The sequence below is a fragment of the Pseudomonas fluorescens genome, from assembly GCF_001708445.1.
Lineage (GTDB): Bacteria > Pseudomonadota > Gammaproteobacteria > Pseudomonadales > Pseudomonadaceae > Aquipseudomonas > Aquipseudomonas gorinensis.
Map to the genome: position 1 here is coordinate 5,114,749 of NZ_CP015637.1, position 18,327 is coordinate 5,133,075.

Annotated in this window: 18 protein-coding genes; 15 read left to right on the forward strand and 3 right to left on the reverse strand. The window is 60.6% G+C overall.

Annotation, left to right across the window (positions count from 1 at the left end; genetic code table 11):
• The first annotated feature begins 4 nt into the window (after positions 1-4).
• Both A7317_RS22690 and A7317_RS22695 read left to right on the forward strand, forming a co-directional pair.
• Positions 5-712, forward strand: coding sequence for a CTP synthase (locus A7317_RS22690; RefSeq protein WP_069076878.1), 708 nt, complete (start codon positions 5-7; stop codon positions 710-712).
• Positions 709-1,032, forward strand: a complete 324-nt coding sequence (locus A7317_RS22695; protein WP_024077037.1) for an antibiotic biosynthesis monooxygenase family protein — start codon at positions 709-711, stop codon at positions 1,030-1,032. The genes A7317_RS22690 and A7317_RS22695 overlap by 4 nt, the downstream gene beginning before the upstream one ends.
• A gap of 306 nt (positions 1,033-1,338) precedes the next feature.
• Here the strand turns inward: A7317_RS22695 and A7317_RS22700 are convergent, their stop codons facing one another.
• Entirely contained in the window at positions 1,339-1,662 is a 324-nt protein-coding gene (locus A7317_RS22700) for a DUF2025 family protein (RefSeq protein WP_024077038.1), read from the reverse strand.
• Between the two features lie 232 nt (positions 1,663-1,894).
• Here A7317_RS22700 and A7317_RS22705 point away from each other — a divergent pair, with 232 nt between their 5' ends.
• The 6 genes from A7317_RS22705 to A7317_RS22725 all read left to right on the forward strand — a co-directional run bounded on the left by A7317_RS22705 (position 1,895) and on the right by A7317_RS22725 (position 6,881).
• Positions 1,895-3,043, forward strand: a complete 1,149-nt coding sequence (locus A7317_RS22705) for a glycerophosphodiester phosphodiesterase family protein (protein ID WP_024077039.1) — start codon at positions 1,895-1,897, stop codon at positions 3,041-3,043.
• An 87-nt stretch (positions 3,044-3,130) separates the two neighbouring features.
• Positions 3,131-3,439 carry a PepSY domain-containing protein gene (locus A7317_RS22710; RefSeq protein ID WP_024077040.1) on the forward strand — a complete coding sequence of 103 codons (309 nt, stop codon included), beginning with the start codon at positions 3,131-3,133 and terminating at the stop codon, positions 3,437-3,439.
• A gap of 8 nt (positions 3,440-3,447) precedes the next feature.
• A complete protein-coding gene (locus A7317_RS30725) occupies positions 3,448-3,585 on the forward strand; it encodes a hypothetical protein (protein ID WP_155766414.1) in 138 nt (45 codons plus the stop codon).
• Between the two features lie 107 nt (positions 3,586-3,692).
• Positions 3,693-4,712, forward strand: coding sequence for a transporter (locus A7317_RS22715; RefSeq protein ID WP_024077042.1), 1,020 nt, complete (start codon positions 3,693-3,695; stop codon positions 4,710-4,712).
• Positions 4,713-5,031: 319 nt separating this feature from the next.
• On the forward strand, positions 5,032-5,910 hold the full coding sequence (locus tag A7317_RS22720) for a 5-oxoprolinase subunit B family protein (RefSeq protein WP_069076879.1): 879 nt from the start codon (positions 5,032-5,034) through the stop codon (positions 5,908-5,910).
• Entirely contained in the window at positions 5,907-6,881 is a 975-nt protein-coding gene (locus A7317_RS22725; RefSeq protein WP_069076880.1) for a biotin-dependent carboxyltransferase family protein, read from the forward strand. The genes A7317_RS22720 and A7317_RS22725 overlap by 4 nt, the downstream gene beginning before the upstream one ends.
• 78 nt (positions 6,882-6,959) lie before the next feature.
• Here the strand turns inward: A7317_RS22725 and A7317_RS22730 are convergent, their stop codons facing one another.
• The gene (locus A7317_RS22730; RefSeq protein ID WP_024077043.1) at positions 6,960-8,576 is read right to left on the reverse strand and encodes an inorganic phosphate transporter; all 1,617 of its coding nucleotides are present in this window, start codon (positions 8,574-8,576) and stop codon (positions 6,960-6,962) included.
• Positions 8,577-9,215: 639 nt separating this feature from the next.
• Between A7317_RS22730 and A7317_RS22735 the strand changes: the two genes are divergently transcribed.
• From A7317_RS22735 to A7317_RS22765, 7 genes are all read left to right on the forward strand, one after another.
• Entirely contained in the window at positions 9,216-10,475 is a 1,260-nt protein-coding gene (locus A7317_RS22735; RefSeq protein WP_069076881.1) for an AGE family epimerase/isomerase, read from the forward strand.
• 105 nt (positions 10,476-10,580) lie between these two features.
• Positions 10,581-11,867: an ABC transporter substrate-binding protein gene (locus A7317_RS22740; RefSeq protein ID WP_024077091.1), complete on the forward strand. Its 1,287-nt coding sequence runs from the start codon at positions 10,581-10,583 to the stop codon at positions 11,865-11,867.
• 80 nt (positions 11,868-11,947) lie between these two features.
• Positions 11,948-12,856 carry a carbohydrate ABC transporter permease gene (locus A7317_RS22745; protein ID WP_024077090.1) on the forward strand — a complete coding sequence of 303 codons (909 nt, stop codon included), beginning with the start codon at positions 11,948-11,950 and terminating at the stop codon, positions 12,854-12,856.
• Complete coding sequence (locus tag A7317_RS22750) at positions 12,849-13,694, forward strand: carbohydrate ABC transporter permease (RefSeq protein ID WP_024077089.1); 846 nt, start codon at positions 12,849-12,851, stop codon at positions 13,692-13,694. Before A7317_RS22745 ends, A7317_RS22750 begins: the two co-directional genes overlap by 8 nt.
• 2 nt (positions 13,695-13,696) lie before the next feature.
• Positions 13,697-14,857 carry an ABC transporter ATP-binding protein gene (locus A7317_RS22755; protein ID WP_069076882.1) on the forward strand — a complete coding sequence of 387 codons (1,161 nt, stop codon included), beginning with the start codon at positions 13,697-13,699 and terminating at the stop codon, positions 14,855-14,857.
• Between the two features lie 87 nt (positions 14,858-14,944).
• Entirely contained in the window at positions 14,945-16,291 is a 1,347-nt protein-coding gene (locus A7317_RS22760) for a carbohydrate porin (protein WP_024077087.1), read from the forward strand.
• Positions 16,292-16,394: 103 nt separating this feature from the next.
• Positions 16,395-17,240, forward strand: a complete 846-nt coding sequence (locus A7317_RS22765; RefSeq protein ID WP_024077086.1) for a D-hexose-6-phosphate mutarotase — start codon at positions 16,395-16,397, stop codon at positions 17,238-17,240.
• A gap of 131 nt (positions 17,241-17,371) precedes the next feature.
• Here A7317_RS22765 and A7317_RS22770 read toward each other — a convergent pair whose 3' ends face one another.
• Positions 17,372-18,232, reverse strand: a complete 861-nt coding sequence (locus A7317_RS22770; protein ID WP_172831385.1) for a MurR/RpiR family transcriptional regulator — start codon at positions 18,230-18,232, stop codon at positions 17,372-17,374.
• Positions 18,233-18,327: the final 95 nt, after the last annotated feature.

An 18,327-nucleotide genomic window follows, 5' to 3' on the forward strand; every position in this document is an offset into this window, starting at 1 on the left:
CCCGATGAAAACCACCGCCCTGCACCTCGCCCTGATCGGCGATTACAACCCCGACGTTATCGCCCACCAGGCGATTCCCCTCGCCTTGCAACAAGCCGCCGACACATTGGGCCTGAAGGTTCACGTGCAATGGCTGGAGACGGACACCCTTGGCCCCCATCAACCGTTGCAGGGTTTCGATGGTTTCTGGTGCGTGCCTGCCAGCCCCTACCGCGACACCGACGGTGCGCTACGGGCGATCCGGTTTGCCCGCGAGCAACGTCGGCCGTTCCTCGGTACCTGCGGCGGTTTTCAACACGCAGTGCTGGAATACGCCCGCAACGTGTTGGGCTGGGCCGACGCCGAACACGGTGAACTGGCGCCGAAGGCCCGGCGCGCAGTGATCACGCCACTGAGTTGCGCTCTGGTCGAGGCCTCTGACACGGTGCGCCTGGCGCCCTACACGCGCATCGCCCAAGCCTACGACAGCCTCGATATCGAGGAAGGCTATCGCTGCCGCTACGGCATCAACCCCGAGTTCGCCGACGCGCTGCTGGAAGGCAACTTGATTGCCAGCGGGCATGATTCGGCGGGCGACCTGCGCGCGGTCGAGTTGCTGGATCATCCGTTCTTCGTCGCCACCCTGTTCCAGCCGGAACGCGCGGCGCTCAAGGGCATCACGCCGCCCTTGGCGATTGCGCTGCTGAAGGCTTGCCAGGAGGTCTCGGCATGATCGCCAACACCCCCGTCCCGCCTTATTACGCCGTGATTTTCAGCTCACTGCGCACCGATGGTGATCACGGTTACGGCGAAGCCGCCGCCCGCATGCTGGAACTGGCGCGCGAGCAACCGGGTTTTCTCGGGGTGGAATCGGCCCGGGAGGATGGCCTGGGGATCACCGTGTCGTACTGGCGCAGCGAGGCCGACATCCTCGCCTGGAAGCAGCAGGCCGAGCACCGGGCAGTGCGTGAACAAGGACGCGCCACCTGGTACTCGGCGTTTCAGACAAGGGTGTGCAAGGTGGAACGGGCCTACGCATTCCAAGGCCAGTAACCTTCGTATCGCCTGGTTCTCTGAGGGGGCGGGCTTGTTGTGGCAATCGGGCCTGTTGTGGTGTGGAGGGCCTACTGTGGCGAGCGGGCTTGCCCCGCGTTGGGCTGCGCAGCAGCCCCAATTAAGAACGCTGCAGTGTGTCAGGCAGCTCCGGGGCTGTGTTTTGGGGCTGCTGTGCAGCCCAACGCGGGGCAAGCCCGCTCGCCACAACAAGCCCGCTTGCCACAACAAGCCCGCTCACCAGAGAAAGCCTGCCCACCACAACAAGCCCGCTGCCACAAAAAGCTCGCTTACCGCTTATGCCGTCTAGCTCACCAGGCTGCGTAATGCGCTGATCTGCGGAATCTCCACGCGCCGCATATACACACGCAGCGGTTCGCTGATGTTGATGCGGTCGTCGATATTCTGGTCCAACAGCAACTGGATACGTTCGCGCGACAGCGTCATGGTCTGCTCAGGGGCCGGCAACCAGACGAATTCCGCGGTAGGAATGATGCCGTCATCGGCCACGTCCATGCCGAAGGAGTCTTCGCTGAAACGTACGATGTATTGGCCGGTCTTGCGGTTCAGGCCGACAAATCCGCGGAGTTGATCGGCAGCCTGGCAGATAAGCTCGGAGGTGATGCGCATGGTAAACCTCACTGAAAAGTCCCACAGGGACTGGAAAGATGGTTTACACGCGTGGCAGAAAGGACTGCCCTCTAACGGGGCAGTTCGCAGCAAGAGTACTGCAATGTATCGCAAAAAAACCGAGAAAATTGGCGCGTGCGCACGTTAATGTCGGTTTGGTGATAGCGCCGTTCGCAATCAATTGTTAAAAAGGAGGCCTTCTCAAAGCTACCTCCACGAAAGGATTTCGCATATGCCTGTCACGTTTACCAACGGCCCGGCGCCCGCCACCCTAGGGGGCGTGCTGCTCGCCCTGATGCTCGGCATGGCCCCTGTACAGGCTGCCGACCCGATCAGCCCGGCTGAATTGGCAACTAACGAAGGCATTCCCCACCCTGCCGTGATCGCCCACCGTGGCGCCTCCTACGACGCCCCTGAATCCACCGCGGCGGCCTACAAGGTGGCGCGAGACCTGGGCGCCGACTACCTGGAAATGGACCTGCAGCGCAGCAAGGACGGCGTGCTGTTCGCCTTGCACGACAACAACCTGCAACGCACCACCGACGTGGCCACCAAGTTTCCCGAGCGCAAGGACGCCCCGGCCAACGAGTTCACCTGGAAAGAACTGCAAACCCTCGACGCCGGCAGCTGGTTCAATGCCGCCTACCCGGATCGCGCCCGTCCCGGCTTCGTCGGCCTGAAAATCCAGAGCCTGGACGACATCATCAAGATCGCCGAAGGCAACCCGCAGCACAAACCCGGCCTGTACATCGAGACCAAGGAGCCCAAGCAATTCCCCGGTATCGAAGCCGACCTGAAGAACAAGCTGCTGGACAAAGGCTGGCTGAGCTCCGCCGGCTCCAAGCTGGGCAAGAGCAATACCGGCGTCGGCCAAGGCAAGGGCCGCGTGGTGCTGCAAACGTTCGAGACCGCCAGCCTCAAAGAGCTGCAGAAAGAAATGCCGAACACCCCGAAGATCCTGCTGTTGTGGGTGGGTGAAGGCAGCATCGAGCCTAAGTCCAAAGTCACCTTCGCCGAATCCGGCGAGCCGACCAAGGCGGCCTACTACGCCAAGCAAGAGCCGAAAGACTTTGCCGAGTTCGAAAAGTGGGTCGACGAAGCCAAGAGCCTGGGCGCCATCGGCACGGGCCCTTCGGCCGAACTGACGGCCCACGGGGACCAGAGTTACACCGACCTGGTCAAGCCTGAAATGAACAAGCTGACCCACGACAAGGGCCTGCTGGTGCACGTCTACACCGTGGATGAGCCCGTGGACTTCGAGAAAGTGATGAAAGCCGGCGTCGATGGCATCTTCACCAACCGCGCAGCCGAACTGCTGAAGTTCTACAAGCGCTGGCCGTCGTCCAGCGTGCAGGACCTGCTGAACGACTATAAGTACTGAGTGAGTCAGTTTGCCATTAAGGATGAGTTAAGTTGCGCTGGTTAATCTGGCGCCACTTAAACAGCTCAACGAAGAAGGACACACACGATGAAAACCCTGACTGCCCTGTTCGCCGCCACTGCCCTGACCCTGACCGCCGGCCTGGCCCAGGCGGATGTTCGCCCGGATCACATTGAAGGCCTGCTCAAGTCCGGTGCCGTGAAGCCTTTCGAGCAACTCAATGCCGCCGCGCTGGCCAAGCACGCAGGTGCCAGCATCACCGACACCGAGCTGGACCACAACAAAAGCGGTGTACTGGTCTACGAAGTCGACCTGACCGACACCGCCGGCAAGAAGTTCGAAGTGAAACTCGACGCCAAGACCGGCGCCGTGTTGGAAGACAAACTCGACACTTGAGTCAACCCTTGAAAAAACCGCGCCACCTTTGGGTGGCGCGGTTTTTTTATGGGCGTTCATCCATCTACCTGCTGGTCACTGCCCTTCATCGCGGCAACCATGACGGCCCGGAGCCGCTCAGCGCGATGGTCAAAAAAGTGTCTTAATTATGCTCGCCCCCTTCAAACGGTCACAAAACTGTCAAATATCCTTGCAATGATTCGCCCACGCGAACCTGTGAAACGTCCTACAGGCGCTTTCTTTGCGAGCCGCCATGAACCACAGCATCGACCACAGCCACCAGGATCCTGATCTGTTTGGCTTGCTTTACGGTTTTCGTTTTCGCCCCGGTGAAAAGGGTGAGCAGATTGATTCAGCCACGGCCTTGCAAGCATTACAGCAACCGGGCGACCCGGAAGAATTCCTCTGGCTGCACCTGAACCTGGCCCACGCCGCGTGCGAGCGCTGGATGCAGGCGCATCTGGATTTACCGGAAGAGTTCTTCGAAGCCTTGCACGAAGGCTCGCGCTCCACCCGTATCGAGCACGTCGACTCGGCCTTGCTGGCGGTGGTCAACGACGTGGTGTTCAACTTCAGCAGCATGGTCTCGTCGGATATTTCCACACTGTGGGTGTGCGCCCGCAGCCGGCTGTTGATCAGCGCACGTCTGCAACCCCTGCACTCGGTGGATAAACTGCGTTCTTCGGTGAAGGCCGGCGAACGCTTTCGCTCGCCCTCGGAGCTGCTGGTACACCTGCTGCGCGACCAGGGCGAAGTGCTGACGCAGATCGTGCGCAAGACCAGCATCAGCGTCGACCATATCGAAGATCAGCTACTGTCCTCGCGCCTGTCCACCAACCGCGCCGAACTGGGGGCCGCACGCCGGGTGCTGGTGCGCCTGCAACGCTTGCTGGCGCTGGAGCCCGGCTCGTTATTGCGCCTGCTCAACCGCCCACCGCAGTGGCTGCAAAAGGAAGACGTGAAGGAGCTGCGCAAGTCCACCGAGGAGTTCGCGCTGATCATCAACGACCTGACGGCCCTGGGTGAGCGGATCAAGCTGTTGCAGGAAGAGATCGCCGCCAACCTCAACGAACAAAGCAACCGCACGCTGTTCACCCTGACCGTGGTGACCGTGCTGGCGTTACCGATCAATATCATTGCCGGTTTTTTCGGCATGAACGTCGGCGGCGTGCCGCTTTCCCAGGACCCGGAGGGCTTCTGGATCCTGGTGGCGCTGGTCGCGACCTTCACGCTGATCGCCGGGCGCTGGGCGTTCCGCAAATTTTCAAACTGAAATGCTATCAATCACGCTGAACGCCCGGCATCTAGGGCTGTTGTGGCGAGCGGGCTTGTCCTAATGCCGTTCAGTTAAGCGTACATCGCCTTCTGTAGGAGCGAGCTTGCTCGCGAAAAACGTCAACGATAACGCGTGTTTCCTGACGTTTTTCGCGAGCAAGAACTAGGCGTCCCCCTCGCTCCTACAGAAGGCGATGTACGCTTAACTGAACGGCATTAGGGCTTGCCACAACTGACTCGCTCACACACCAAGCCCGCTCGCCACAGATCATTTTTTTTTTGCCTGCCTTTCTACAATGATTCCAAGAGGAACAGACATGGCTGAAACATCCCCAATCCGCTACAGCTTCGGCGCGGATGAACACCTGTTTGCCGAGGTCAGCGACAGCATGTCCCTGGAGGCTTTTTTCAAGGGCATGGCCGTGACCCGCGCCGTGGAGCGCCTGGCCCTGGATGGCGTGCTGGATGTATGCCTGGCCAATGCCTCGTTCCAGATTCGCTTCGACCCCGACCGCATCGCGCCCCATGTGCTGCTCGACGCGGTGCAAAGCGCCGAAACCCAGGCGGTGGCCGAACGCACCTTGCACACGCGCATCATCGAAATCCCGGTGCTGTACAACGACCCCTGGACCCATGAAACCCTGATGCGTTTTCGCGATCGCCACCAGGACCCCAGCGGCACCGACCTGGAGTACGCCGCGCGCATCAATGGCCTGGCGGATGTCGACGCATTTATCGCCGCCCACAGTGGCGCGCCGTGGTTTGTGTCGATGGTCGGCTTTGTCGCGGGCTTGCCGTTCATGTTCCAGATGGTCGAGCGCGCGCGGCAATTGCAGGTGCCCAAGTACCTGCGCCCGCGTACCGACACGCCAAAGCTGACCCTTGGCCACGGTGGCTGTTTCGGTTGCATCTACTCGGTGCGCGGCGCCGGCGGTTATCAGATGTTCGGCGTAACCCCGGCGCCGATCTACGACCCGGCGCAGCAGTTGGCTTACCTTCAGGAACACATGGTGTTCTTCCGCCCCGGCGATATCGTGCAGTTCAAACCCATCGACCGCACGGCCTACGACCTGGCCGTCGCCGAGGTGGACGCTGGGCGTTTCGACCTGCGCATCCGCCCGGTGGAGTTTTCCCTCGATGCGTTTCTCGCCGACCCCATCGGCTACCCGAAAACCCTGCAGGAGGCGCTGGCATGATCAAGGTCCTCAAACCCGGCCTGGCCACCTCCGTACAGGACCTGGGCCGTGAAGGTTATTACCACCTGGGCATCCCGCCGTCCGGCGCGCTGGACCAGTACGCGTTGAGCGCGGCCAACCACTTGGTGGGCAATCCGGTCGGCGCGGCGGGGCTGGAATGCACGTTGATCGGCCCCGAACTGGCGTTTCAACAGGACGCGCTGGTGGCCATCAGCGGCGCCCTGATGTCGCCACGCCTGGACGGCGAAGTGGTGCACCAGGACACCGCCTTCCTTGTACGCGCGGGGCAGGTGTTGCGCTTTGAATTTCCGAAGGCGGGCGCCCGGGCCTACCTGGCGGTCGCCGGGGGGATCGATGTGCCTGTGGTGCTCGGTAGTCGTTCCACTTACACCCTCGGCGCGCTGGGTGGGTTTCACGGGCGGCGCTTGCAGGCCGGCGATGAATTGCCCATCGGCCCAGCCAGCGGACAGGGGCGGGCGGGCAACAGTTTGCCGATGGCGTTGCGTCGTTCGGTCGGTGGCGATGTGACCTTGCGCGTGGTGCCGGGGCTGTATTACGAACGCCTCAGCGATGGGGCAAAAAGCAGCTTTTTTGCCGAACCGTGGACGGTGGGTTCCGAAGCGGACCGCATCGGTTATCGCTTCAAGGGCGGCAGTGCGTTGAGTTTCCAGCCACGGGAGCAGCCGTTTGGGGCCGGGTCTGACCCGTCGAATATCGTCGACAGTTGCTACCCCATCGGTTCGATCCAGGTACCGGCCGGTCTGGAGCCGATTGTGCTGCACCGCGATGCGGTATCCGGCGGTGGTTACGCGATGATCGGCACGGTGATCAGTGCCGACCTGGACCTGATCGGGCAGATGCAGCCGAACCAGCGGGCGGGGTTTGTGGCGGTGACGCTGGAGGAGGCGCTGGAGGCGCGGCGGGTGTACAAGAAACGGCTGAAGGCGATGGCCGGGCTCTTCAACAGCTGACACAGCACACGTCCAAATGTGGGAGGGAGCACGTCGAATCGTCGCACCGCCCCTCCCACATTGTGCATCGATGGTGTGTCAGAAGAGTTTGGTAAACAGCCAGTACAGGCTACCGGATAGCACAATCGCCGCGGGCAACGTCAACACCCAGGCCATCAGCAAATTGCGGATGGTCTTCATCTGCAAACCGCCGCCATTGGCCACCATGGTCCCCGCCACACCGGACGACAACACATGGGTGGTCGACACCGGCAACCCGAACATATCCGCGGCGCCGATGGTCAGCATCGCCACGGTCTCGGCCGAGGCGCCCTGGGCGTACGTCAGGTGGGTCTTGCCGATTTTCTCGCCCACGGTCACCACGATGCGCTTCCAGCCGACCATGGTCCCAAGCCCCAGAGCGATGGCCACGGCGATCTTCACCCACAGCGGAATAAACCGGGTGGAATTGTCGATCTGTTGCTTGAACAGTTGCAGCTTACCCTGGGTATCGGCGTCGAAATGGCCGACTTTGTCCTTGTCCATCAGGCGAATGGTTTCACTGCTCAGGTACATGTCGTTACGCACGTTGCCGACGGCTTCGGCGGGGACTTTGGCCAGGGAGCCGTAGCCTTTGACTTCATCGCCGATCTGGCCGGCGAGGGCGGCGAGGGCCGGGATCAGCTCGGGCGTGGCCTGCTTGGTAGTCACATAGGTCGACAGGATCGGTCGCGGGTCGCCGGCCAGCGCCTGCGGCGCGCTTTTCATCAGCGCCACTTGGGTCACTTCGGCCACCGCCGCAAATTGCAACGACTGTTCGGCGGGCATGGTGCGGTTCAGCGCATAGGCCATCGGCAAGGTGCCAACCAGGATCAGCATGATCAGGCCCATGCCTTTTTGCCCATCGTTGGAGCCGTGGGCGAACGACACACCGGTGCAGGTGACGATCAGCATGCTGCGAATCCACCAGGGCGGCGGGGTGTCGCCTTTGGGCGCCTTGTACAGTGCACGGTTTTTCACGAAGACACGCAGGGCCAGCAGCAAGAGTGCGGCAAAGACGAAGCCGATCAACGGCGAGAGCAGCAGGGCATAACCGATCTTGATCGCCTGGCTCCAATCCACGCCGCTGGTGCCGTCACGCCCGTGCATCAGGGCGTTGGCCACGCCGACACCGATGATCGAGCCGATCAGGGTGTGGGATGAAGACGCCGGCAACCCCAGCCACCAGGTGCCGAGGTTCCACAGGATCGCCGCGATCAGCAGGGCGAAGATCATCGCGAAACCGGCCGAGGAACCCACCTGCAAAATCAGCTCGACCGGCAGCAGGGCAATGATGCCGAACGCCACCGCGCCGCTGGAGAGCAGCACGCCGAGGAAGTTGAAAAAGCCCGACCACACCACCGCAAATTGCGGCGGCAGCGAGTTGGTGTAGATCACCGTGGCCACGGCGTTGGCGGTGTCGTGGAAACCGTTGACGAACTCGAAACCCAGGGCGATCAACAGTGCCACGCCCAACAGCAGAAACGGGGTCCAGGTGGTAACGACGGTGCCCAGTTCGTGCATGTCGCGCATCAGGCTGTAGGCGGTGAACAACAGGCCCATGGCGAGCACGGCAAAGAAGATGATCACCGTCAGCAGGCCGGGTTTCTTGTCGAGCCGGGGTTGGGTATCAATCGATGACGTATGCGTGGAGGCAGTCAGGGAAGGGGTGGCCATGCCGGAGCATCCAGTGTTGTGAGGATGTCGTGCATGTTCGTTGCAGAATGTTACAGCGATGCTGCCGCAGGTCATTGTTTAGGTAATCGGGTGTGCCGCTGGTCTATAAAACGCAGGGGAGCCAATGTGGAAGGGATGGGTACCTACGCACCTTTTCAGCCCCTGACAAATCGCCCTGTGGCGAGCGGGCTTGCCCCGCGTTGGGCTGCGAAGCAGCCCCAAAACCAGCCTCCACGGAGTGGCTGATACACCGCGTTCTTCTTGACTGTGGCAGCTACGCAGCCCAACGCGGGACAAGCCCTAATGCCGTTCAGTTAAGGCTTTTTTGTAGGAGCGAGCTTGCTCGCGAAGAACTCACAGGCGCCGCGTTCCGTTTTTCGCGAGCAAGAACTAGGCGTCCCCCTCGCTCCTACAGAAGGCGATGTACGCTTAACTGAACGGCATTAGGGCAAGCCCGCTCGCCACGGTTACAGTGTTTCTCCTTAACTGACAGGTATTAGGACAAGCCCGCTTCCCATAGCCAACTCAGTGGTATGAATGTCACCATCCGGTGACATTTCCCATCCCCTTCGTTACTTGCCCTCGTCTCGCCCTTGTTTAGACTCGGGCCCATCCCATAAAAAATAAAAAGGGCTACCCATGACCACGCAACCACTGCCTGCCAGCAGTTGGCTGAACGCACCTGCCCATCACGCCTGGCTCGCCAACGAAGGCCAGCGCCTGCTGTCATTCGCCAAGGCCGCCCGCTTGCCTGAAGGCTTTGGCAACCTGGACGATCAAGGCCAGTTGCCAGCCAATGCCCAGGCCGAAACCATGAACACCGCTCGCATGACCCACAGCTTCGCCATGGCCCACGCCATGGGCGTACCGGGCTATGCCGAGCTGGTCGCGCATGGGGTCGCCGCGCTCAGTGGCCCGCTGCGCGATAGCGAACATGGTGGCTGGTTCGCCGCCCCTCGCGCCTTGGATGGCAACACCGGTAAGGCCGCGTACCTGCACGCCTTTGTCGCCCTGGCCGCGAGCTCGGCGGTGGCGGTGGGTGCACCCGGTGGGCAAACCTTGCTGAACGACGCCGTCTCTATCATCGATCAGTTCTTCTGGAGCGAGGAGGAGGGCGTGATGCTCGAATCCTTTGCCCGGGACTGGAGCAGCGTCGAAGCCTATCGCGGCGCCAACAGCAACATGCACGCCACCGAAGCGTTTCTCGCCCTGGCCGATGTCACCGCCGATACCCGCTGGCTGGACCGTGCTTTGCGTATCGTCGAGCGTGTGATCCAGACCCACGCCGCCGGCAACCAATTCATGGTGATCGAGCATTTCGACGCCCAGTGGCAACCCTTGCTCGACTACAACGAAGACAACCCCGCTGACGGATTCCGCCCCTACGGCATCACCCCTGGCCACGGTTTCGAATGGGCTCGCCTGGTGTTGCACCTGGAAGCCGCACGCCTGCAAGCCGGCCTGGCCACGCCGGGCTGGCTGTTGACCGCCGCCAAAGGCCTGTTCGCCAGTGCCTGCGAGTATGCATGGGCGGTGGATGGTGCCCCCGGCATCGTCTACACCCTGGATTGGAACCACCGCCCGGTAGTGCGCGAGCGCCTGCACTGGACCCACGCCGAAGCCAGCGCCGCCGCCCAGGCTTTGCTCAAGCGCACCGGCGAGTTGCAGTATGAAACCTGGTACCGGTGCTTCTGGGAGTTTTGTGACACCCATTTTATTGATCGAGCCCATGGCAGTTGGCACCACGAACTCAGCCCGCATAACCAGCCCAGCAGTCGGATATGGGGTGGCAAAGCGGACCTGTATCACGCCTGGCAAGCGGTAGTGCTGCCTGCACTGCCCTTGTCCCCAAGCATGGCCAGCGCCTTGGCAGAGGGGTGCTATGTCACCAGATGGTGACATTTGTGCATCCCTTTGTTACCTGCGCTTGCAACATCCCTGTTTAAACTCCGTGCAGCGCAAGCTCCAGACTTGCATGCATAACAACAAAAAAAAGGTACTCAGATGAACGCGATTAATCGCCTCGCCATCGCTATTTCCGTCGCCTCGTTGTTTCCCCTCAGTGCTTTTGCCGCCGACTCGAAAGGGACGGTTGAAGTTGTGCATTGGTGGACCTCCGGTGGTGAGAAAGCGGCCGTAGATGTCCTGAAGGCCCAAGTTGAGAAAGATGGTTTCACCTGGAAAGACGGCGCCGTTGCCGGTGGCGGTGGCGCCACAGCCATGACTGTGCTGAAAAGCCGCGCGGTGGCTGGCAACCCGCCAGGTGTTGCCCAGATCAAAGGCCCGGACATCCAGGAATGGGCGTCTACTGGCCTGCTCGATACCGACGTGCTCAAAGACGTCGCCAAAGAAGAAAAGTGGGACTCCCTGCTCGACAAGAAAGTCTCCGATACCGTGAAGTTCGACGGTGACTACGTCGCCGTACCGGTCAACATCCACCGCGTGAACTGGCTGTGGATCAACCCGGCCGTCTTCAAGAAAGCCGGTATCACCAAGAACCCGACCACCCTCGAAGAATTCTACGCAGCCGGCGACAAGCTCAAGGCCGCGGGCTTCATCCCGCTCGCCCACGGTGGCCAGCCTTGGCAGGACAGCACGGTGTTCGAAGCCGTCGTCTTGTCGGTGATGGGGGCCGATGGCTACAAGAAAGCCCTGGTCGACCTGGATAACGGCGCGCTGACCGGTCCGCAGATGGTCAAGGCCCTGACCGAGCTGAAGAAAGTCGCGACCTATATGGACGTCGACGGCAAAGGCCAGGACTGGAACCTCGAGGCCGGCAAGGTCATCAACGGCAAGGCCGGTATGCAGATCATGGGTGACTGGGCCAAGTCCGAATGGACCGCTGCCAAGAAAGTCGCCGGTAAGGATTACGAGTGCGTAGCCTTCCCAGGCACCGACAAGGCCTTCACCTACAATATCGACTCCCTGGCGGTGTTCAAGCAGAAAGACAAAGGCACTGCCGCTGGCCAGCAGGACATCGCCAAGGTCGTGCTGGGTGAAAACTTCCAGAAGGTGTTCAGCATCAACAAGGGTTCGATCCCGGTTCGTACCGACATGCTCAATGAAATGGACAAGCTCGGCTTCGACTCCTGCGCCCAGACCGCGGCCAAGGACTTCCTGGCCGACGCCAAGACCGGCGGCCTGCAGCCAAGCATGGCGCACAACATGGCCACCACCCTGGCCGTACAAGGTGCGTTCTTTGATGTCGTGACCAACTACATCAACGACCCGAAAGCCGACCCGGCCGACACCGCCAAGAAACTCGGCGCTGCGATCAAGTCTGCCAAGTAACGGTTGACCTTGTGAGGGGGGCCCCTGACCCCTCACAAGGCCTGTTCCTGTAGTCCTTTTTTCCTGTATTGGATTTCCCCATGAGTTCTGTTGCTGTGTTCAGCAAAGCCTCGCCGTTCGATGCACTGCAGCGCTGGCTCCCCAAACTGGTGCTGGCGCCCAGCATGTTCATCGTGTTGGTGGGCTTCTACGGCTACATCCTGTGGACGTTTGTACTGTCGTTCACGACGTCTACGTTCCTGCCGAGCTACAAATGGGCGGGCCTTGCGCAATACGAGCGGTTGTTCGACAACGATCGCTGGTGGGTCGCGAGCAAGAACCTGGCCCTTTTCGGCGGGATGTTTATCGGTATCACCTTGGTGATCGGCGTGACACTGGCGATTTTCCTCGACCAGAAAATTCGTCGCGAAGGCTTTATCCGCACCATTTACCTGTACCCGATGGCGCTCTCGATGATCGTCACCGGTACGGCGTGGAAATGGCTGCTCAACCCAGGCATGGGCCTGGACAAACTCCTGCGTGACTGGGGCTGGGAAGGCTTCCGTCTCGACTGGCTGATCGACCCGGATCGCGTGGTCTACTGCCTGGTGATCGCCGCGGTGTGGCAAGCCTCTGGCTTTATCATGGCGATGTTCCTGGCCGGCCTGCGTGGCGTGGACCAGTCGATCATCCGTGCCGCGCAGATCGATGGCGCGAGCATGCCGCGCATCTACTGGAGCGTGGTGCTGCCAAGCCTGCGTCCGGTGTTTTTCAGTGCGGTGATGATCCTGGCACACATTGCAATCAAGAGTTTCGACCTGGTGGCAGCGATGACTGCTGGCGGCCCGGGTTACTCCTCCGACCTGCCAGCGATGTTCATGTACTCGTTCACCTTCAGTCGTGGCCAGATGGGCATGGGCTCGGCCAGTGCAATCCTGATGCTCGGTGCGATCCTCGCGATCATCGTGCCGTACCTGTATTCCGAGCTGAGGACCAAGCGTCATGACTAGTCTCGCCTCCAAACCTGCCATCAGCCTGAGTCGCATCGCGATCTATGCGGTGCTGATCCTCGCGGTACTGCTGTACCTGGTACCGCTGGTGGTGATGCTGCTCACTAGCTTCAAGACCCCGGAAGACATCAGTACCGGCAACCTGCTGAGCTGGCCAACCGTGGTCACCGGCATCGGCTGGGTCAAGGCCTGGGCCACCGTCGACGGTTACTTCTGGAACTCGATCAAGATCACCGTGCCGGCCGTGTTGATTTCTACCGCCATCGGCGCGTTGAACGGCTATGTGCTGTCGTTTTGGCGCTTCCGTGGTTCACAGTTGTTCTTCGGTTTGCTGTTGTTCGGCTGCTTCCTGCCGTTCCAGACCGTTTTGCTGCCGGCGTCGTTCACCCTCGGCAAGATGGGGCTGGCCAGCACCACCACCGGCCTGGTGTTTGTGCACGTGGTCTACGGCCTGGCGTTCACCACGCTGTTCTTCCGTAACTACTACGTCAGCATTCCCGATGCGCTGATAAAGGCGGCGCGACTGGACGGTGCAGGATTCTTCACCATCTTCCGGCTGATCATCCTGCCGATGTCGACCCCGATCATCATGGTCTGCCTGATCTGGCAGTTCACCCAGATCTGGAATGACTTCCTGTTCGGCGTGGTGTTCTCCAGCGGCGACTCCCAGCCCATCACGGTGGCGCTGAACAACCTGGTCAACACCAGCACCGGGGCCAAGGAATATAACGTGGATATGGCGGCGGCGATGATCGCCGGGCTGCCGACCCTGCTGGTCTATGTGATCGCAGGCAAGTATTTCGTGCGCGGCCTCACGGCCGGCGCGGTCAAGGGGTAATCATGGCTACGCTTGAACTTCGCAATGTAAACAAGACCTATGGCGCCGGCCTGCCCGACACCTTGAAGAACATCGAACTGTCGATCAAGGAAGGCGAATTCCTGATCCTGGTCGGTCCCTCGGGCTGCGGTAAATCCACGCTGATGAACTGCATCGCGGGCCTGGAGACCATCACCGGCGGCGCAATCATGATCGGTGACCAGGATGTCAGCGGCATGAGCCCCAAGGATCGCGACATCGCCATGGTGTTCCAGTCCTACGCGCTGTACCCGACCATGAGCGTGCGCGAGAACATCGAGTTCGGCCTGAAGATTCGCAAGATGGCCCAGTCCGACATCGACGCCGAAGTGGCCCGTGTGGCCAAGCTGCTGCAGATCGAGCACCTGCTCAACCGCAAGCCGGGCCAATTGTCCGGCGGCCAGCAACAGCGGGTGGCCATGGGCCGTGCCCTGGCGCGTCGCCCGAAGATCTACCTGTTCGACGAACCGCTGTCCAACCTCGACGCCAAGCTACGCGTCGAGATGCGCACCGAAATGAAGCTGATGCACCAGCGCCTGAAAACCACCACGGTCTACGTCACCCACGATCAGATCGAAGCGATGACCCTGGGCGATAAAGTGGCGGTGATGAAGGACGGCATCATCCAACAATTTGGCACGCCGAAAGAAATTTACAACGACCCTGCTAACCTATTTGTGGCAAGCTTTATCGGTTCACCACCAATGAACTTCGTTCCTATGCGCCTAAAACGCAAGGACGGGGGGCTGGTGGCGCTGCTCGACAGCGGCCAGGCGCGTTGCGAATTGCCGCTGGGTATGAACGACGCCGGTCTGGAAGACCGTGATGTGATTCTGGGCCTGCGCCCGGAGCAGATCGTGTTGGCAACGGGTGAGGGCAATGGTTCATCGAGCATTCGTGCCGAGGTCCAGGTCACCGAGCCGACCGGGCCGGACACACTGGTGTTTGTGCAGCTCAATGACACCAAGGTCTGCTGCCGTTTGGCGCCTGATGTGGCGCCGCAGGTGGGCGAGACCCTGACACTGCAATTCGATCCATCCAAGGTATTGCTGTTCGACGCCAACACTGGCGAGCGCCTCGGCACTGCTTCTTCATTGCCCGCACAGGGGCATGCGGACAATGTGGCCCAATTCAAAGGTCGCTGAAGTAGATAAGTTGTTGTTTTAGATGAAAAAAAAGTAACCCGCGTTAGATAAAAACAGTTTAATAACAATAAAGACGAGGATGTAGGGATGAAAAAGCAACACAACAACACTCGGCTGATCTGCCAACTGTCAGCAGCAGCAGCCCTTGTACTGTCCGCCAATGCGATGGCGGCCGATGCATTCAGCGCCGATTCCAAGTGGATGACCGGCGATTGGGGCGGTGAGCGTACCAAGCTGATCGAGCAAGGTATCGACATCAAGGCTGACTACGTAGGGGAAATGGGCGCCAACCTGCACGGCGGCTATAACGACGACAAAACCGGCCGTTACTCCGACCAGTTCGGTCTGGGCGTAGCGCTGGACCTGCAAAAGCTGTGGGGCTGGGATAACACCCAGGCCAAGATCCAGCTGACTAACCGTAATGGCCAGAACATCTCCAACGACCGCATTGGCGACCCGCGTGCCGGCACGCTGAGTTCGTCGATGGAAGTCTACGGTCGCGGCCACATGGTGCGTCTGACCCAGTTCTGGATCCAGCACCAGATGTTCGACAACAAGTTGGACGTGAAGCTGGGTTACTTCGGTGAAGGCGAAGACTTCAACACCTTCCCATGCGACTTCCAGAACCTGTCGTTCTGCGGCTCGCAAGTGGGTAACTATGTAAATACCTGGTACAACTGGCCGGTTGCCCAGGCCGCGATCCGCGTGAAGTACAACATCACGCCTGAGCTGTATGCGCAAATCGGTGCCTACAACCAGAACCCATCGCAACTGGAGCACGGCAACGGCTTCAAGCTCAGCGGCAGCGGCACCAAAGGTACCGTGATTCCGGTGGAATTGGTCTGGTCGCCGAAGGTTAACAACCTGCCGGGCGAATACCGTGTGGGTTACTACAAAAGCGCCGCCGATGCCGCGGACGTACGTGAAGACGTCAACGGCAACGACGCTGCTACCACTGGCGCCGCCTTCCGTACCCGCAGCAGCAAGAAAGGCTACTGGTTCGTTGCCCAACAGCAACTCACCACCCATAACGGCGACGCTTCCCGTGGCTTGAACATCGCAGCCAACGCGACCTTCCACGACAAGGAAACCAACCTCGTCGATAACTACCAGTCGTTGATGCTGGTGTACAAAGGCCCATTCGACGCGCGTCCAAAAGATGACGTCGGCATTGGCGCTGCACGTCTGCACGTCAACAATGACGTGAAGAAAAACGCCGAACTGCTTAACGTCGCCAATGGTGTGAGTGATTACGACAATCCGCTGTACACGCCTATTCGCGAAACCGAGTACAACTTCGAAATCAACTACGGCTTCCACGTCACCAACTGGCTGACCGTGCGTCCCAACCTGCAATACGTTGTCCAACCGGGCGGCGTGGATAAAGTCGACAACGCGCTGGTGGCTGGCCTGAAAATTCAGTCTACGTTCTAACGCTGTTGCGATAAGCTCCTTCTCTCTGTGCGCATTTTGCGGGTAGCCATGGCTATCCGCTTTTTTTTGGGTGGCACTGTGACGATATTCAGGACCGTGGCACATGCATGAGCATCCGTTGCAACGCTTTTTCAAATCCCTGCGCGAGCGTCCGGTGTTTGCCTGGGAACGCTTCCAGATGCGCGATGTGTTGGTGATCGACCATCCCCTGTGTCAGGCGGTGTTCAGTCGTCAGGGCGCGCAATTGCTGCATTTCCAACCCCGCGGCCAGAAACCCTGGCTGTGGTGCGCGGCCAAGTGGCCGCAAGTCGGCGCCATCCGTGGTGGTGTGCCCGTGTGCTGGCCGTGGTATGGACGCCACCCGAGCGAGAACGCCTGGCCCTCCCATGGCTGGGCGCGGCTGATCGACTGGAAGCTGCTCGACAGCGCCAGCGACGACGACGGCGTACGCCTGCATTGGCAGTTGCAGTTATGCGACTGGCAGGTCGACCTGCATGCGCACCTGGGCGAGGCCCTGGAACTGCGCCTCAGCACCGAGCACCAGGACGAACTGCCGTGCCAACTGAGCCATGCGTTGCATGCCTATTGGCGTATCGGCAACGTCGGTGAGATAGCGCTGTCTGGACTCGATGGGGCCCAAGGCTATGACCAGCTCAACCGCCAGGTTTGCCAGCAGGAAGGTGAACTACGGGTAGATGGCGGATGCCAGCGGGTGTTCCAGCATGAGGGCGAATTGCACCTCAAGGATCACGCCTGGCAGCGCGAGTTGTGCATCGACACCGGTGACAGCGCCGACACCGTCGTATGGCATCCCGGCAGCCGGCCGCTATTGGGCGTCAGTTTCAACGAGGCGTCGGGGTTTGTCTGTGTGGAGTCGGCGATGGCCGGGGCGAGCCTGGCGCCGGGGGAGAGGGCGCATTTGAGTTTGCAGGCCAGGGCTGGCGTTTAGCGGTGTTGCGGGTGGCCTTATCGGGGGCAAGCCCCCTCCCACAATTGACCGGGTTTCAACAGGGGAATGCAGTCGAATGTGGGAGGGGGCTTGCCCCCGATAAGGCCAGTACAGCCAACACAAAGGCAGGCCTAGTTGAACTCATCCCCCACCGGATACCGGCTGTCGTTCAAGCTCTCTTTGATCTTGCGCAAATGCGGCTGGAAATCCACGCCACGGCGCAAGGTCATGCCGGTCGCCAGCACATCCAGTACCGTCAGTTGGATGATCCGCGAGGTCATCGGCATATAGATGTCGGTGTCTTCCGGCAGCGGAATGTTCAGGCTTACCGTACTGGCCTTGGCCAGCGGCGAGTTTTCGGCGGTCACACCCAGCACCGACGCGCCATTTCCCCGGGCGATGCGCGCCACTTCCACCAATTCGCGGGTGCGCCCGGTGTAGGAGATGATCACAAACAGCTCGCCCGTATGCGCCACTGACGCGATCATGCGCTGCATCAGCACGTCGGCATGGGCGGTCACCGCCAGGTTGAAGCGGAAGAACTTGTGCAGCGCATCCATGGCCACCGGCGCCGACGCGCCGAGGCCGAAGAAGTGGATCTGCCGGGCCTGGATCAGCAAATCCACGGCCTTGCTGATCAAGGCCGGGTCCAGGGCCTGGCAGGCGGCGTCCAGCGAGGCAATCGCGCTGCCAAAGATCTTCTGTGTATAGGCCTCAGGGTTATCATCGGCCTCCACGGCGCGGCTGACGTACGCTGCGCCACTGGCCAGGCTTTGCGCCAACTGCAATTTAAGTTCAGGGTAACCGCTGACGCCGAACGAACGGCAGAAACGGTTGACCGTCGGTTCACTGACCGAGGCGGCTTGGGCGAGGGCTGCGATCGAGAAGCGGGTCGCCTGCTGCGGGTTGAGCAGGATGACCTCGGCGACTTTTTTCTCAGCCTTGTTCAGTTCTTCGAGGCGGTTCCGGATCTGTTCCAGAAGATTTCGCACGCGGTCCATTCAGTCTTTCCTTCGGGCGACGATGCAAATAAAGGGCGGCAACTCACCGACGAGTAGCCCTTTGCGGTGGCCTATCCTACTGAGGG

Excerpts from the sequence above, each read along its gene's own strand:
- A7317_RS22715 (WP_024077042.1), top strand. The coding sequence starts at position 3,693 with ATGAACCACAGCATCGACCACAGCCACCAGGATCCTGATCTGTTTGGC.
- A7317_RS22750 (WP_024077089.1), top strand. The coding sequence starts at position 12,849 with ATGACTAGTCTCGCCTCCAAACCTGCCATCAGCCTGAGTCGCATCGCG.
- A7317_RS22705 (WP_024077039.1), top strand. The coding sequence starts at position 1,895 with ATGCCTGTCACGTTTACCAACGGCCCGGCGCCCGCCACCCTAGGGGGC.
- A7317_RS22725 (WP_069076880.1), top strand. The coding sequence starts at position 5,907 with ATGATCAAGGTCCTCAAACCCGGCCTGGCCACCTCCGTACAGGACCTG.
- A7317_RS22740 (WP_024077091.1), top strand. The coding sequence starts at position 10,581 with ATGAACGCGATTAATCGCCTCGCCATCGCTATTTCCGTCGCCTCGTTG.
- A7317_RS22695 (WP_024077037.1), top strand. The coding sequence starts at position 709 with ATGATCGCCAACACCCCCGTCCCGCCTTATTACGCCGTGATTTTCAGC.
- A7317_RS22700 (WP_024077038.1), bottom strand. The coding sequence starts at position 1,662 with ATGCGCATCACCTCCGAGCTTATCTGCCAGGCTGCCGATCAACTCCGC.
- A7317_RS22765 (WP_024077086.1), top strand. The coding sequence starts at position 16,395 with ATGCATGAGCATCCGTTGCAACGCTTTTTCAAATCCCTGCGCGAGCGT.
- A7317_RS22710 (WP_024077040.1), top strand. The coding sequence starts at position 3,131 with ATGAAAACCCTGACTGCCCTGTTCGCCGCCACTGCCCTGACCCTGACC.
- A7317_RS22720 (WP_069076879.1), top strand. The coding sequence starts at position 5,032 with ATGGCTGAAACATCCCCAATCCGCTACAGCTTCGGCGCGGATGAACAC.
- A7317_RS22760 (WP_024077087.1), top strand. The coding sequence starts at position 14,945 with ATGAAAAAGCAACACAACAACACTCGGCTGATCTGCCAACTGTCAGCA.
- A7317_RS22730 (WP_024077043.1), bottom strand. The coding sequence starts at position 8,576 with ATGGCCACCCCTTCCCTGACTGCCTCCACGCATACGTCATCGATTGAT.
- A7317_RS22690 (WP_069076878.1), top strand. The coding sequence starts at position 5 with ATGAAAACCACCGCCCTGCACCTCGCCCTGATCGGCGATTACAACCCC.
- A7317_RS22755 (WP_069076882.1), top strand. The coding sequence starts at position 13,697 with ATGGCTACGCTTGAACTTCGCAATGTAAACAAGACCTATGGCGCCGGC.
- A7317_RS22745 (WP_024077090.1), top strand. The coding sequence starts at position 11,948 with ATGAGTTCTGTTGCTGTGTTCAGCAAAGCCTCGCCGTTCGATGCACTG.
- A7317_RS22735 (WP_069076881.1), top strand. The coding sequence starts at position 9,216 with ATGACCACGCAACCACTGCCTGCCAGCAGTTGGCTGAACGCACCTGCC.